This window comes from Bartonella sp. TT110JLCBS (assembly GCF_042193405.1).
Taxonomy (GTDB): Bacteria; Pseudomonadota; Alphaproteobacteria; order Rhizobiales; family Rhizobiaceae; genus Bartonella.
This window is the reverse complement of the sequence record NZ_JBHILT010000023.1, coordinates 1-16,769: the sequence shown is the minus strand read 5'-3', so window position 1 is coordinate 16,769 and position 16,769 is coordinate 1. Positions and strand designations below refer to the sequence as shown.

General features: G+C 35.5%; 8 protein-coding genes, 1 tRNA gene and 2 pseudogenes. 6 read left to right on the top strand and 5 right to left on the bottom strand.

What is annotated here, in order from left to right:
- Window positions 1–1,167: 1,167 nt before the first annotated feature.
- The gene (locus tag ACFILW_RS08145) at window positions 1,168–1,371 is read right to left on the bottom strand and encodes a phage tail assembly protein (protein WP_375643656.1); all 204 of its coding nucleotides are present in this window, start codon (window positions 1,369–1,371) and stop codon (window positions 1,168–1,170) included.
- 875 nt (window positions 1,372–2,246) lie between these two features.
- Here ACFILW_RS08145 and ACFILW_RS08140 point away from each other — a divergent pair.
- The 4 genes from ACFILW_RS08140 to ACFILW_RS08125 all read left to right on the top strand — a co-directional run bounded on the left by ACFILW_RS08140 (window position 2,247) and on the right by ACFILW_RS08125 (window position 8,281).
- On the top strand, window positions 2,247–3,443 hold the full coding sequence (locus ACFILW_RS08140) for a multidrug effflux MFS transporter (protein ID WP_375685507.1): 1,197 nt from the start codon (window positions 2,247–2,249) through the stop codon (window positions 3,441–3,443).
- Between the two features lie 259 nt (window positions 3,444–3,702).
- Window positions 3,703–4,434, top strand: a complete 732-nt coding sequence (locus ACFILW_RS08135; protein WP_375685506.1) for an alpha/beta fold hydrolase — start codon at window positions 3,703–3,705, stop codon at window positions 4,432–4,434.
- Window positions 4,431–6,605 (top strand): isocitrate/isopropylmalate family dehydrogenase, encoded by a 2,175-nt coding sequence (locus tag ACFILW_RS08130; RefSeq protein ID WP_375685505.1) that lies wholly within the window; start codon window positions 4,431–4,433, stop codon window positions 6,603–6,605. The genes ACFILW_RS08135 and ACFILW_RS08130 overlap by 4 nt, the downstream gene beginning before the upstream one ends.
- Window positions 6,606–7,474: 869 nt before the next feature.
- Window positions 7,475–8,281, top strand: a complete 807-nt coding sequence (locus tag ACFILW_RS08125) for an N-acetylmuramoyl-L-alanine amidase (RefSeq protein ID WP_375646409.1) — start codon at window positions 7,475–7,477, stop codon at window positions 8,279–8,281.
- Window positions 8,282–9,527: 1,246 nt separating this feature from the next.
- Here the strand turns inward: ACFILW_RS08125 and ACFILW_RS08120 are convergent.
- Window positions 9,528–10,724, bottom strand: coding sequence for a porin (locus ACFILW_RS08120; protein WP_375685504.1), 1,197 nt, complete (start codon window positions 10,722–10,724; stop codon window positions 9,528–9,530).
- Between the two features lie 313 nt (window positions 10,725–11,037).
- Between ACFILW_RS08120 and ACFILW_RS08115 the strand changes: the two genes are divergently transcribed.
- Window positions 11,038–11,128, top strand: a tRNA-Ser gene (locus ACFILW_RS08115).
- Between the two features lie 90 nt (window positions 11,129–11,218).
- Here the strand turns inward: ACFILW_RS08115 and ACFILW_RS08110 are convergent.
- From ACFILW_RS08110 to ACFILW_RS08100, 3 genes and pseudogenes are all read right to left on the bottom strand, one after another.
- A pseudogene (locus ACFILW_RS08110) lies at window positions 11,219–11,421 on the bottom strand (integrase); the annotation flags it as partial.
- Window positions 11,422–12,680: 1,259 nt separating this feature from the next.
- Complete coding sequence (locus ACFILW_RS08105) at window positions 12,681–13,901, bottom strand: MFS transporter (protein ID WP_375624009.1); 1,221 nt, start codon at window positions 13,899–13,901, stop codon at window positions 12,681–12,683.
- Window positions 13,898–14,371 (bottom strand): hypothetical protein, encoded by a 474-nt coding sequence (locus ACFILW_RS08100; protein WP_375624011.1) that lies wholly within the window; start codon window positions 14,369–14,371, stop codon window positions 13,898–13,900. The genes ACFILW_RS08105 and ACFILW_RS08100 overlap by 4 nt, the downstream gene beginning before the upstream one ends.
- Window positions 14,372–16,605: 2,234 nt before the next feature.
- Between ACFILW_RS08100 and ACFILW_RS08095 the strand changes: the two are divergent.
- Window positions 16,606–16,769 (top strand): annotated as a pseudogene (locus tag ACFILW_RS08095) (late control protein); the annotation flags it as partial.

The following is a 16,769-nucleotide window of genomic DNA, read 5'->3' as shown; positions in this document are numbered from 1 at the left end:
TGAAATGGGTGTGTGAAAGAGTGAATATTTTTCTTCTAGAGATGTTTCTCCTAGAAAATTCGTCTCAAATGGTGTGTCTTCAGGAATGCGAGTTTCCATGTTTTATCTCCTTGAATATGCTGGAGATACAATGCCTTTTGGCTAATTATGTTCCAAAAGGGAATAGATATGCGCCAAAAAGGACAGAAAACTTCGAAAACAAGATGGGGATCATTACTTAAAATTCTTCTTACATGACTCCAGTCTAGAACTGATAATACCAGTTTATCGAGAATTTTAGTTGATGGGGGGTAAACGGTCTATGGGGTATGGCTCTCTTTTCCCGTTCTGTACTGCAATGTTTAAAAGATTGAATGTCGTTGTGAAGTTTAATCTTTCCCCCTTAGCTTAAAAGTAAGCTCTCTTAATGCTTTTCTTTCAAGTAATGTCCCAGATACTGCTTGAGGAAAACTTTGTAAACGCTTTTCCATCATTGATTATGTTTGAAGGTAAAAAGTAAAATTCTGGAGTCTTTATTTTATTATTTCATTTTTTGTAAAAACAGCGCGTCTTCTAAAATTTTAGTTTTTTTATATGTACTTATAATTAAAAGAATGCTTCAATTATTCAAAACAAATATCAAAAGTATTCAATTCAAAAAGCTATGAGAGATAAAAGAGAAGGAAGAAACATTAGTGTTCTAAGCTGTTTTTCCTTCTCTTATTGCTCTATATCAAAACAATGCTAGAAAACTTTTCTAAGTTCTTTGAGTAAAAACTCCCAAAACCAGAGAGGAAAGTTGAAAAGTTTTGAGACAATGTCCAAAAGTTTCGAGATTCTCTCCAAAGGTTGTTTTTTAGTTTCGCCCGCAGTTTTTTTATACGATGTAAGAGCACTTTGATTTGAGAGATAAATTTGGTTCGATGGACCATCTTGTATTAAGAAAGTGCATTTTGTAAAGGTCATGCGTTCCACCTTTATGACGTAGGGATTATGAACTGTAATCGGTTCATAGGTGCTACAGGTTTTCACTTTTGCATTTGCAGTTGTCATGGATTCTGTTTCAAACGTATGTGTGTAAAGGTTACTTGTGCATTTTTCGGGTTTACTGTCGATTAAAATACATTCATCCATTATGCTTTTTATGGGTGCATTTACTTTGTTTAGCATTTTATCAAACTCTTTTAGTCATTCTTTTATTAAAGGCCCGTAAATGTCTTTAATGTTTAAAAAATCACGAACACCAAGTTTACTGATGGCATTATAGGACCACCCTGAAAGACATGCGATCATTTCAATTGATTGCTCGTCGCCTTCTTTGCTCTGTATTGCTTTTAAGTCTTTAAATTTCGGGCGGCGTAAGGTGATTTCTGTGTATGTCTTTCCTTCCACTTTAATAGGTACAAGTAATTGCTACATGGCTCGTTCTGTTATATTCATTAATAGCTTCTCCTTGCTTTCTAAATTAGATGCAGAATGATTTATCAAATTTTCATTATATCATGTTTGTCAATAGCTTAGGCAATAAACTTTGTGCTGGCTATGTAGAATGAAATTCTAACAAAATGGACAAGATGAATTTAGATTTTAAGGGGAGACAGAAGCGCAATTTGCTTTATGATATTAGTTGATGATATTAGTGGGCTATTAAGTTTATTTGCTCAATTATTTGTGTTGATAAAGACTTCTCCATGAGCCATTATTATATGCTGTATTGTTACAATAATATTTGCGTGGGTATTTTTGAGGAAAGGGAGTTTGTGGCTTCTTTTTTCTTTGAGCGTTGTAAACCACTTCTGATAAAAGATGTTGTCGGGAAAGTGATGTTGTTGTCATGGAGAGGGATAGAGTTTGGGAGCGTTTTTGTTGATGATATCAATGAAAAAAGCTGATGAAGATAGGGCAACATGAATATAACAAAATGCGCTATTTCGGATTGGGAAATATATCTCTAAAGGGGAGTTTTGATCTTTTAGCTTCTTTTGCGTATAGTTTTAAAATTGCGATTTGCTATGCTTTAAAATTAATTATAAAGTGAAGCACTAAGTGTTTATTTACGTGTTGAGTGTGTGCGTGCGGATCATACACTGGATTTATGTATCAACAAGCTGAATTATTCTCGAATAAAGTAAAAGAATAAAGAAAATTGATTATTTTATTCCCTGTGGATAAAGTTAAAATAGCTTTATATTTATAAATATAAATTATTATTTTTCTATAAACGTAAAATTTAAATATTTTTAAATTTAAGAAATGTGACTTTCCTGATGAAACATAAATATACATTACCATTCATTATACTTATCGTATGTTTATCAACAGGAGGTTTGATTTCTACCGATATTTTTTTACCAGCACTGGGCGATATGCGTCAATATTATCAAGTGACACAATCTCAAATTCAAAGTGCAGTGGCGGTTTTTTTGTTGGCATTGGCACTTGGACAGCTCATTTATGGGCCGCTGAGTGATAATTTTGGGCGTAAAAAAACACTTCTATTGGGCTTATTCTTGTGGTTATTTACGACACTTGGTGTGATTTATACGGTTCATATTCACGCTTTTCTTGTGTTACGTTTTTTGCAAGGTCTTGGTGCTTGTGCGGGACTTGTCTTAAGTCGTGCAATTATCAATGATTTGTTGGATAAAAAAGCGGCTGGAAAACTTTATTTGATTGTTTTCCCTTTTATTGGAATGTCACCAGCACTTGCACCTTTCATTGGTGGACTTTTGATACAGGCTTTTCATTGGCAGGCAACTTTTATCTTTTTAAGCTTTTTTATATTTTTGACCATTTTGCTATGTTGTTTTGTGCTAAGCGAAACTCTACCCCCTCAAAAACGGCAGCATTTTTCTCCTATAGGATTTATGAAGGGATATTTAGGTGTTCTCAGAAATAAACAATTTATTTTTTATGCACTTATTCCGTGTTTTTCTTACGCTGCCTATTTTGCTTATATTGTGGAGTCGCCTTTTTTACTCACGACTTTGGGGTTATCACCGATACACATTAGTTATAGCTATATTGGTGTTTCGTTTCCCTATATTTTGGGAAATCTTTTGGCGCGATGGTTTTTTGAACGTGAGTCTATGGAAAAAACTGTGGGCAGAGGGTACATTATTTTTGTGATAGGTGGTGTGCTGTTTGCTTTGCAAATGTATCTAAGCCCATGGCCCCTTGTGACAAGTTTTATGGCTATTGCTGTTCTTACTTTTGGTAATGGTTTTTTATTGCCTTTAGGAACAGCGTTGGCTATTTCATCGCATCCGAAAGCTGCGGGAGCGGCTTCTGGTGTTATGGGATCTTTGCAATTAGGAAGTGCGGCACTCAGTGCAGCGGTTATCGGAAAAATCTCTGGTCATAGCCCACGGGCTATGGCAACTTTGTTAGCTGTGTGTTGTATGATTGGTTTTATCATTTATATTCAAAAAGCGCGTCATTTTATGACTTCAGAAATAAGCTGAGTGAAATGATAAAAAGAAAGCATTATGCGGAAATGCTTTTGATGTTTTACACAAATGGGGCACCTGTACATTAGATGAATTTTTTTTATTAAGTTGCTGGATTGAGTGGGTTTAAAATTTGTTGCAAGCTTAGTTTGAGTTTAACAAATCGATTATTATGGGGGAATATGAGCATAGAATTTCAACATATTTTCATTATATTGGGTAGGAAAAGTTCTGGCTCTAATGCATGTTTAAAAATAAGGGGAGGAATTGATCAATGAGCCTTCCTATTATTATTCTTTCTCCTGTAATGCCAATTTGGGATGGTGGTGTTTTTTGTTCTCCATTGACAAAGCTATGTTCAACAAAAGGATTCCCTGTCACTCTGCTGGATACGCTTTCTCTTTTTCCTAAGGGTTCTCATGTTCTCAATTATTCTGCTGTAGACATTTTATCTTTTATGGCAGAAAAACTTAAAAGCTATTTTAAAGAGCCCGCAGTGCTTGTGGGATTTTCTATGGCTGGAACATTGGTACAAATATTGGCAGTACAGCTTCCCAATGTTCAAGCTGTGCTTGCTGTGAATGCACCTGGCTATCCAGATAAGGTTTTGCAACGGCGCCTTGGAGATATTCTTGCCTCCTTAGAAAATAATGATTTATCGGGGGCTTTGGAAATACTCAATGGTTTTATGCATCCTTCTGGCATTATGAAAAAAAGAGTTTTATTGGAGATTCCCGATAAACAAAAAAGCTTGGCAATTGAACGCATGACAAGAGGCTTTAAACTCTTATTGATGATGGATGCTAGAGATGAGATAGTTAAGTATAAGGGGAAGTTTTTAGCTTTAGTGGGAGAAAAGTCGCAATTTGCAACGGTAGATAATCAGACACAAAGTCATAATCTGAATCATGAATATAAGATTATCTCTAGTGCTGGTACGCGTTTGTGGGAGGATAATCCTACTATGACGGATGCAGTCATTGATGAGTGGATGGAGGGACTATGAAAAAGAAAGTTCTTGTATTACCTGGTGATGGAATAGGACCAGAGGTTTGTGATGCTGCGCTGATGGTTTTAGAGCAATTTCAATTGCCGATTGAATTGACTTATGGTGATATTGGTTTTGAATGTTGGAAACAGGAAGGAGATTCTATCCCTCAAGCGACTTGGCAAAAAATTACTCAGAGTGATGCTATTTTACTTGGTGCTGTGACCAATAAAGGAAAAGAGGCGGCTTTAAAAGAACTTGCTCCGCATTTAAAAGAGAAAAACCTTGCCTATGTTGCTCCCGCACTTCAACTTCGCCAAAAGTTAGGTTTGTTTGCAAATATACGTCCTGTAAGATACATCTTTGGTCCCCAACGTCCTTTTCATTTTTGTGTTATCAGAGAAAATAGTGAAGGCCTTTATGCTGGATTGGATTTTCGGGGTGTTTCTCCTGAAACAGCCGTTTGGCTAAAACATCCAAATTTGACAAAATATGGGCTTGAGGAAGCTGCGTGGACAGTCCGTTTGCAGACACGCTTTGGTTTAGAGCGGTTATTTGAATACGCTTTTTCTTATGCAAGGAAATATGGCTTTAGGCGCGTTACTTTTGCTGATAAGCCCAATGTTCTGCCGGAAAGTAGTCAGTTTGCTCAGGAAATTTTTGAGAAAATTGCGCAAAACTATCCGGAAATTGAAGCAGATATTCATAATGTTGATGCGGTTGCTTTGTGGATTGCAACCAAGCCAGAGCAGTTTGGTGTGATTGTTGCTGAAAATATGTTTGGCAATATTCTTTCTGATCTTGGCTCTGGGATAATGGGGGGATTGGGGCTTGCATCTCATGCGAATGTGGGGAGCGAGATCGCTTGTTTTGAACCTGTTCATGGAAGCGCACCACGTATTGCTGGACAAAATAAAGCAAATCCTTCTGCGATGCTTTATACCACGGCTTTACTCTTAGAGCATTTAGGCTTTAAAGATGCAGCAAAACAACTGTCTGAGAGTGTTGATCAGGTTATTCGTGCTGGAAAAACCGTTACCTATGATCTTGGAGGTGTCGCCTCTACCCGTCAAATGGCTGAAGCTGTTCGCAATTCTCTTGTGAAGCCTGTCTCTGTTTGTCGTGCGGCGATTATCACTGTTGGTGATGAACTCCTTTCAGGACAATATTTGAATACGAATTTACAAGATTTAAGCCAAAGCTTGAACAAGAGAAATATTCAAGTCACACGTCATTTTGTTTGTGCTGATCAATTACAGCAAATTAGTGAGACTGTTGTTGCTTGTCTTGGACAAGAAGATCTTATCATTATCAGTGGGGGATTGGGACCAACATCAGATGATAAAACACGCGATGGAGTTGCTCAAGCTGTAAAGCAGCCTTTGGTACATCATGAAGATGTTTGGCAAACAATAAAAGGTCAATTACAACGATTAGGGATTTTGGTGGATAAGAGTAATGCACGTCAAGCATTGTTTCCTGAGACAGCAACCGTGCTTGATAATCCTACAGGCACAGCACCAGGCTTTTATCTCTCTTGCGATGGAAGTACGCTTGTTGTTTTGCCTGGTCCACCATCACAGGCTCTTGCGCTTTTAGAGAATTATTTAGAACACAATGAGAAGAAATATTCTTCTGTATCGCGTGCGGGGTATGCATGGACTTTGATTGGAATTGATGAAAGTAGCATTGCACAGTGGGTTGATGATCATCTTGAAAATGAACCCTTTGAACGGCATTTTTTATGGAAAAGCCCTTATGTTTTGGTGCAACTGGTTGCTCAATCAGAAGCGCCCTTGGAACAACAGTTCGTGGAAGAATTTGAAAGTCATTTTCACCCCTATTTGATTGGTGCTGAAGTTACTACTGCTTGTAAACAATTAGCAATGCATGCAGAGGTTCGTTGGTCTGCCAATGATCTGCGGCTTTTAGAATATTTTCAGCCCATAGAAAAAGGTAAACAAGATATTCCACTGCTTGAGGTTGAAGTGAGCCTAGAACCTTCTATCGAGACATTAGAAAATCAAGAAGAAAGCCTTGGACATGCCACCATGACTATACGGATGAAAGGTTATGGTGAGGATCATATTACTTTTCCCTATACGCGACCGCTTTTAGGTGTCGTCTTGCAAGAATATGCCGCTTGGGCTGTCTTAAAAAGAGTTTTGCAAACTGAGAAAAGAAAATGAAACTCTATGGAGATGTAACAATATTTCTCAAATTATTGAACGTTCTATTATAAGAAGTATTTTGATCATTTTCTTAAGTGGTTTTTATCTATAGGGTATTTTTTCTTTTAATGTGTCATTAAATGACTTTGACTTGATTCAAGATTAAGAAAAACTTTACGATATTAGGTTCGCTATATTCAATATTTATAATGATTAATTATGATTATAAATCAACATGTTATCTTCCATGGAGCCTATGACAAGGTCTCCAGAGACGTCATGTGCCTCAAGCGTTGTAAATAATTAAGATTCTTCTGAAAATCAAACAGCGATGGTGTGAAAAGACAAGAAGTCGTGTCATTTACAGGAAAGCTTTGCAAATTTTATTGAACAATATGTCCGTGAAGAGTTTTATTGTGAACATGTGCCGTTCCGTTATCTGATAATAAATTGCTGTAAAGAGCTCATAAAATTTTTCCTTTAAGTTTTTGTGTGATTGCATGATCGTTGGGTATTCGCTTCTGAGGGACGATATTTTTCAATGTGATAACAGGAAGAATTATTTTTTCTGTAAGACGTGAAGATTTAATGAGTGATCATTTTACGCTTTTGTTTTCTTTTCGATTGGTAATTTGTAGGAATTTGTTTGGGGAAAAGATTTAATGCGGTGTATTTGTGAATGCGGTTAAAAACATTTTACGCGTGTGTGGGAGAGAAATAAAAATGTGTCTTAATTGTTGATAAGAGTATCAATGTTTTTGATGAACAAATTTTAGGCGTAATTCTTAGTATCTAGATGGGAAGTTCATTGCGAATTTTTTTAACAGTTCGTGTCCTATCTGTTGTGATGCGCAGTGGTCTTTTTAAGCAACAAAGAAAGGGCTTTTATGTATCAGATTGATTACAACAGTTATCGTTCTGTCAAGAGTTTTAATCGTCGCGTTCGTTTTCTCGTCATGCATTATACGTCTCTTGATTTTAAAGCCTCGATTATGGCGCTTACAGGAGAAAAGGTTAGTGCACACTATCTTGTTCCTGATCCTTCAGAGCAGACATATCGTGAGGCAGGCTTTAAGGACATGCGTATTTTTAATCTGGTCGATGAAAATGAGCGTGCATGGCATGCGGGTGTGAGTTCATGGGCTGGGCATAGTCATCTCAATGATGCATCTATCGGGATTGAAATCGTTAATTTAGCCACGGGTCATTCTGAGTCTCCAGAAGAGACAGTTGATTTTATGGCTTATCATGATGAGGGGGGGATATTTCCTCCTTATAATCCAATACAAATTGATGCCGTTAAGGAACTTGCCTTAAATATTCTTCAACGGTATCCTGATATTATGCCAACGGATGTGGTGGGACATAGTGATATTGCCATTGGAAGAAAAAGTGATCCAGGAGCAGCTTTTCCATGGAAAGAACTTTATAAGGCAGGTATAGGAGCATGGTATGATGATGAACTAAAAAGTCATTATCAAGAGCAATTCTCTAAGAATTTTCCACCCAAAGAAGATGTTTTGGCGAAGCTAAAATGTTATGGATATGACATTTCTGCTGCGTGTCCCCAAACAGGATACAAAGATTTGATCCGAGCATTTCAACTTCATTTTCGTCAAGAAAATTATGATGGGATTCTAGATGTTGAAACAGCAGCAATTCTTTATGCATTGGTTGATAAATATTTTCCGTGAATTCAATGCGTTTTAATTGAAAATATGGCTTATGATTACGTGTAAGCCTTTTTATTATCAAGAGAGGCTGCTTTTTGCCAATGCGTTTTATGTAAAAAGGCATTAATCGTGTAAAAAATCCCATGTACGGTATAAGGCGTTTTATGGAAACATAACTCTGAAAGCTCTATGATTTGCAGAGATTAAATTTACTGTTTCTTTGTCTTATATTTTTCGTCCTTTAAAAACGCGTAAAGTCAAGATGTTGCGTATATCATGGCATGCTCCTTACGCAGGATAAAACGCTTCAAATAAAATGGACTTGTGTTGTATATTTCCATGCTTGTTTTAAAGCAATGTCTTTTAATGCGTATTACAACACATATTTTACAGCGACGTTTATAGAGAATATAATCTAAAATCCTCTATGAAGTGTATCCTCATTTTTATGCTTAATAAAAGTGCCTAGCACTATCGTACACTTTGTCAGATCTCAATGTTACGACAACCCTTGGAGTTTAAAACGATTCATAAAAGGGTTTTCTTTACTCGTTTTTATTCACACGGCTCTCTCCGCTTGTTGTACAAGTGAAAGGTTTTGGTTGATTGAAACATGAAAAATAATAAATTATGATTATAAATCAATGTGATGTAGGTTCAGGAAAAATAGGGGTATTTACAGATTGCTCCTGATAGGGGCTCTATTCTTTAGAAGGGAAGAGGTCAATTCATTTTTTGAAGATATATCGCTTTTCTCTTTTATTGCTTTAGGGAATATTTGCATCGTTTTGACAGCATGTTTCTTGATGATTAAGTTTTTTAATGAAGCCGTGTTATAAAACATTGTGTTTTAGAGTGTTGATAGAAGACACATTCAGGCATATCAAAAACACAATGATGTCTTGTTTTTTTCAATATTTTATCTGTTCAGTACAGAATTGACCAGAGAAGTTCATGACCTAAATTAACAAAGGTTAGAAGTAAATTGCTAAGAAAGACCAATTTGGTCGTAAAGCAAAAGGGTTTGCTCATGCTTTAAAGGGCAAGGAAGAGATTATGTTTGAAGTGATGTGTAAAAGCCCGTGTAAAGTGCTCTTATCAAGCATATCAGGGTTAATCTTCTGAGAGTAGTTTTGTGAAACTAAGTCGTTTTTTTCCGAGAGACAAGACAATACGTATCAGGAAAAGATATTCATGATATTTGATTCCAAAAATAAAAACTGGCAAACCATGTTGCCAGTTTTTAAAAGCTGTAGCTTAAATAGGATTAGAATGAACGCTGTAAACGGATCATACCTTGAAGAGCACTTTTCTTATTGAATAAATGTTTTTCATTATTATTTTGATCCTTCACAATGCGATCATCATTCCAATTAACATAGGTTAATTCAGGTGTAATCACAAATCCTGGAACCAGCGTGTATGCAATATTTACAGAAGTTGCAAAGGTTTTTACAGCACTATAAGAAACTTGTGCATTCAAATTTGCTTTTGGCGTAAGCTTGTAAGTGGCACCCGCCCAAGCTGCCCATTTACCACCCCAGTTTGCATAAATCGTTGTGCTTTTTCGTGATAATTCATCATTTCCATTTACTGTGTAGTAATCAAGGCCATTTTTATAGCCAGCCATTACCCATAGATTGAAACGATCGTTGACATTGAAATCTGCACGTACTTTTCCAGCCCACTTTTTGTAGTAAGCATCATATGCTGCAACTGCTGAAAAACCACCCCATTTTTGCATGAACTTTATACCCAAAACCACATTCGGGGTGTAATTTTTAATTGCTTTACTTGGAAGAGTACCCTCAGTGATAGAAACAAGCTTATCATCTTTATCAATGTAGTATCCTGTTATTCCTGGAAGAGAATCTGCATTATTGCCTAATTCAGCGCCGATAATAGCAGAAAAGCCGGAATCACCACTAAAGGTGTAGGAAATAAAATTGGTGCGTGTTGTGCCGGCGGGCGCTATGCTGTCATCATTGAGAACATTTCCATAATCACCAGTCCAGCTGTTGAAAATTGTGTCATCAAGACCTACGCGAAAACCACCCAGTTCAATGTAAGCCGCAGCAAGCTTTGCAGCAGCATTGTCTCTACCATCACCCCAGTTTGAATAAATTCTTGCATATGAACGAAGTGTTCCCATTTCTGTTTCAGAAGCTGCTTGAAAAACAAGGGTGAGCCGTGATGCTGCGCCATAGGTTTTTCTTTTGTCTCTTAGTTCAGTTTCGGTTGTTGCATCGATATTATCACCGCCTATAAAATCAGTACGAACATTTCCTGATAAACGCATGCAGGTTTCTGTTCCAGGGATATAAAAATATCCTTTTCCGTAGGCATCACAAACGCGAACATATTCTACAGGTTCGGGTTCGGCGATAACTGTTGAAGCAGCATGTGCTCCAGAAATTGCTAAAAAAGCTGCTGTAGAGCTTAAAAAGAGGGATTTAATATTCATATAGGATCTCCGCGGTCCGGTTAAATTTCTTCTAAAGAGTACCATTTGCCTAACGCATTAAGGACAAAGACATAAGCAAAATACGCAGCACTTATTATCTTAGCTATACTAATCTTTTTAGAGTTTCAAATATGAAATTACCTTTTTGTAATGTATACATATACTATTCGAGATAATGTGGTAAAAAAGACACAATTTTTGTTTTATTAACTTTTGGTCCTATGGGATCAATAGGAGAAAAATTTTCAGATATTTGGGAAAAAAATCGAAAAAGTCTTGAACTTTCTGTTGATACCATTTATGCCTCTCTGTTGGAGAGGTGGCCGAGTGGTCGAAGGCGCTCCCCTGCTAAGGGAGTAGGGCTCAAAAGGCTCTCGAGAGTTCGAATCTCTTCCTCTCCGCCATCTATTATTATAAAAGCAGTCGATTGTGTGTAGAAATTTTGTTTTCAGTAATTTGTGCCCATTTGCTTTTCTACCAATCTCAATTGTGTGAAGTTTTTTGATTGCTTTTCTTGCTAAACATTTTCTATCGGCTGTTTTGGTATAGAGTGGTGTTATTTTATCCTCCTTCCATCTAAATTTATGTGCGAAATTGTAATACCTGCGTTAGCTGCACGTGTGGTTGCTCATTTTCTTAATTCCTGTGTTGATTTTTTATTTTATGTTTCATGAAACAAGTTACAAAAACTTTTTTTCTAATGGCGTAAACTAAAGCAAAACCAATGGGGGATATTTTAAGCGCAATACGTTTTATGTAAATCGCTATGCTAATTTATATTAAAGGAAATATGATCAGTTGTGAAAAAAATTATCACGAGAAAGATGAGTTTGTTTCAAAATTTCTCATGCTTTTGTTGATAAAGGAAAGCGAAGCTCTGTTGTCGCATTACATTGACGTTGCATATTTTTTAGCTAAGGATTGCTTATTTATTTTTATGGATATAGGGAGCAGCATGAACGTTTGTAAGAATAAGCGGCCGTAAAGCTAGATATGTTACAGATTTTGTTCTACAAAGTGTTTTTGACCTCCCTATGTCGTTTCAATCGTTTGGTGGCATATTTATTATTTTATGACGTTGTTTTGCTAAGCTTTTGCTTTTGCGTATCAATCAACACCTATTCCTTATACAACGGCATATTTGAGATCAATCTTTAAGATGCTTTACTGCTTTATCGGTTAGATCAGCTTTTATATATCAAATAGGGGAGAAAATATTGTATATATTTGCTAGCGCGTTATTTCTAAAAACGGAAGGATCTTTTAATGTTGAAAAAAAGATGAAAGCGGAAAAGGTGGAAATAAGCTCCCATTTTTATCATCATCTTATTAATTCAGTTTTACAACTTTCATGAATCTCTATGGTCGTGTCTTTTAAATAATGAAGATTACGTATCTTGCGCTTTTGTTTATCCCGTTGGGATTATGCCTCTCATATAAAAAGCATGTTCTAAACACAAATATACTTGTGTTGCCAATTTATGCACTTGTTTTAAAGAGATATCTTTGCAATGTGTATAAGCCCATTTTGCGACGCCACCTCGCAAATGGTATAAAACACAAAAGTTTCTGTGAGACATATAAAGCCTTATAAAGCCACACCATTTGTATACTTATGAAGATGCAAAGAGGTATATTATATATCTGCCTTCCAGTTGTGATAGATTTTGACTATGAGAGTTCATCAGAGGCATTTTTCTTTTCTAAATCGTTTTTATTTATACGGCTTTCTCCACTTATGATGTGCAAGCAAATGATTTTGATTGTTTCAACCATAAAAATAGATTTGAAAAGAAAGAATCTTACAATATTCAAGTTTGGTATATTATGATTATAAATCAATGTGTTGCTTTATATTTGCATTGTATATTGAAAGTTGGGTGTGGCAATGCTCTCAAAAAAGTATCGATTTCTTTTAGAAGAAAACATTGTGGGTGAAATGTTATGGTTTTCCTCTCATAGAGACTTTTGAGAGTGTTTCATCCATCTCATGACAACCAAACCACACATGAAAAAAGTAATGGTCGGTAATATTAGGTAGTAAGATGGAGAAACTTTTGCAGGAAGAAAAGAAATAATACTTAATACTGTAATTGAAAATACTCTTCCGCTAAAAGAGACAGCACCAACAATACCAGAAATATGTTGCGTTTGTTTTTGGTTAAGTTCTGAGAAAAATAAGCTTTTTGCCCCGATCGGTACAGTGCAAATAAATCCATGGATTAAAGAGAAGGCGATGACTGATGCAGCGGTTTGATGGCTATGAACTAAAAAATAGAGCGCTATGCACATCAGAGCAGAAAAGAAGGAAAAATATTTTATAGAATTCTTATATTTTTTATCAAGAACATGATACTTAGACATCAGTAAATTTGAAAAATATTGTGCTGAAAAGGCTCCAATATGGCAGCACATCAAGACGAGCATTTGCGAACCGTTGAGGTGATGAATTTTTCCCCCTGAAAGTATTATCGGTTGCCAGAAATGATAAATAATCTGAATACCAGCGCTAAAAAGGCACATGAGGAAAATAAACCATGCTCCTCCTACTGTGTTTTGAAATATCCAGAGCGTTTCCTTGGCATTGTGCAAGATTGTTTTTGTTTTGGACGTTTCAATTGTTGTTTTCTTTTCTTCAGGAACAATAAGGAATATCAAAAAAATAAATCCCATCATGAGGCATGAGATGATATATCCCATAAAATATTGTCCAGAGTAATAGATCGTTCCAATGCCTATAATCCCACTGAAAATACTTCCGAAAGAGTTAACCTGGTGGTAGAGATGAGCATAATGCGAAAAGTGATCCTGTTTATCGCCTAGAGAATGGTAAATCCATCCGTCAATGGCGCTGACAATGATGCAAATGCCCGCTGCATAGAGAATTTGCGCAATAATAAGTGCCGTCATATTGGGAGCTTGAAGGCATAAAAGATAAAATACTCCTGTCATAAAGACCCCAGCCATAACGGAATATTTACGTCGATATCTGTCAGATAAAACAGCGCAGGGAAAATCAAGCAGCAGAATAGTGGTGGAAAAGACAACCTGAAGCAGAGCTAATTGCGCCAGACTTACTCCCATGGACATTAAAAAAATAGCATGGTAAACGCCGATCAGCATGCGGACAGCATTATAGGATCCATAGGTGAGAGCAAGGGTGCGTGGTCTGTTCATTGTGTTGTTCCATAGATCGTACAATAAGAATTTCCACTGAACAGAATATTTTTCTGGGAAAAGGGAGCGGTTTCATATCCCCATTCAGGGATCAGTGGAAAGCTGTTTTCCATAACCACCCCAAAATTAAAAAGGTCCCTTAGTCTATATGAGACTTCAAAGCGTATTAATGAGAGCAAATGATGCAACTTTAAAGTGATTATGAGAAACAACATAAGCTTCATAAATGAGATTGTCATCTTTTGAGGGGAGCTGCTTGTGGGGCTGTTGCGTTCATAGCAATCATTTTGTCTAGATCTGTAAAATGATCCTAGGACGGCAAGATCATTGACATAATTAGAACTTATAGAGGCTTGTTTATTTTTTATATACCATTTACTGATCCATTCTCTTTGCTGATTAGGTGAAATAGCACAAATGATCCATAAATCGGTTTTTGGTAATTTTTGGATATCTTTTTTTATAGTCATCAACATTTGTAATCCCCACCTTCTTTCTGACTGTTTCTCCGTATCACTTTACGTCTAAAAAAGTTTTTTTCAGAATTCATCTTTACTTTATTTATTAAAAATTTATTAAAAAGATTGTCTCGCAAGGTGCGTTGTGATCACATCATTACGATTAAGAATTAAATTTCTGATATAAGAGGAAGGGTGCTTGATACATTGTGACTAAATACATAAATCTCTCCATATCCTGAAATGATGATTTCCTTTTGCAAAACAGTATCCTGAATGGAAGCTCGATAACCATTACTTTGATCATGGAAATGATAACCTAAAAGAGTGCTTATGAGTGCTTGAAGATATTCTTTAGATATTACAGACAGAACAAGAAAATAGTTTTAAAAGAAATCAAACGTGGGATAAAAGCTTTCATCTTATGATGGATGATGGTGAATTTTAAACTTCATCTACTGTTTTTTGAGCTACTGTGCTGTAAGAAAGATCAAACTCCCCCAATTCATGTCTCTAATTTAGATCATTGATCATAAATATTATATACTGTCTTTTCAAATTATAGCTTTGCTCATTGTTTGTCTTCACTGATTAAATCAACATTTCTCTAAAAATGCTGCTTGAGAAAAATGCATCCTATCAGTTTAATATTCTATGATCTTTTAATTAATTTAAAGAAGATAACATAAAATATACGATAAAAAATGAATAAATTTCAATTTTTATAAAAAAAACAAACTTTTTACTGTTGCTGATAAAAAACAAAGCTATATTAAAAGTAGCCTTTATATCCTTCAATACTATTGATTGTGTTTATCTGTTTTGTCTACTCATTATCTCACCATTGTTAATCAAAATATCATTTTTGAATTATTTATAGCATCGTATTAAACTCTTTTAAAGTCATGGATAAAAGATTAAATTACTCCTCTAGAGATATAAAACTAGATAGAAAATTCCATGACTACTCTGTTGAATAAATTAGTTTTTATAGCTTTACTCTATATGTGGCGTATTTAATTGTTGTACAACTTATCGTTTTTATTTTTATTATAGATTATTAAAAATAGATTTAATAAATTTCATTATGAATATTTTAATATGAATTGTGTGTCTATTTAAATTGTTGTGTTCAGAGAAAAAATAAAAAATGTTTACAAAAAAAGTTCTGTTTAGAGAAGGCTTATTGCTTATCATATTTTTGCTACCATATTTTTTGTCTACCTCGCATGGCTATACGGGTATAGATAAATTATTTTGTTCCCAAGTCGTTCAAGGAACGCAATGATGCGGTTTTTGAGTGGCTCGAGAAGGCTTTTACTATATTTGAGCATGTTGAGAAAAGGACAGAAGCCTTTCGAGGGCTAGGTGAAGCAAATAAGCATAAAAGATCAGTCTCAAATGTTACATTACTTAGAAGTGATTTCTGAACATCATGGACATGTTGATGGACTTAATAAAGAACTTGAAAGGCTCAATCACGAAATTGATAGTTTAAACAATAGGCTTCAAAATTTGAAGAAAATATCTCGATAAGAAAACAGAAAGTTGTTCATTGATGCAAATGAGGAAGAATGCATGAGATGATAAACAACGATTTCATTGAAAAAGGAATGAACGGTGGGATTTGCAATAGTACTCATCATATCCGTTACGGTTATTATAGGGACTCTTTGTTTTTTGTGTAACAGAAACTGTGAAAGAGCGGAAAGAGATAGATGGAAAAGATATGGAGAAGCACCAGAAACACGCTCCGAAAATGAAAGAAAAAAATGAGACCAGTATGACAATACAAGAAACATAACCATTTCATGAGACACTTCAAAATCCAGATAATAAGGTTTTGGGAGTCTCTTCAGCATTTGATAAAGAATCTGAAGTTTTAGCGTTTAAAGAAGTTATGGTCCTTTCATCGAAGGACTATAAAATAGTCCTCTGCATATTTGTTATCATTTTGGCAGTAGACTTTGTTATCCAGATGTTGGATAAGATCATTATCCAAGTATTGGATGGGGTCAGAGAGTTTGATATTTTTACTTTTATATGTATTTTTAGCTTATTTATTTTGATCTGTTGTTTTATGGCTATCCCGATTATTTTAATTTTACACAATACGATTGACGAAAAAATTGAAAAAAATACTTCAGCAATATAAACAGACTTGAAATGAGAGAATTTTACAGTATTCGGGTCTCTCATTCAATATACAAAACAGTAAATTATCATTATAAATCAATGTGTTGTGTAATAAATCTGATACATTTGAAGCAGAGTTTGATGATGGTGGCAATGATTTAGAGATTCCCTCAAGCAACAGTGCGCTACAGGTGATCTTTGGCTATGAGAACAGCATCAGTGCCTTTATGGGGTGTTTTGTTGTCGAATCGGTTGTAAGTTGTGGTGGCAGTGA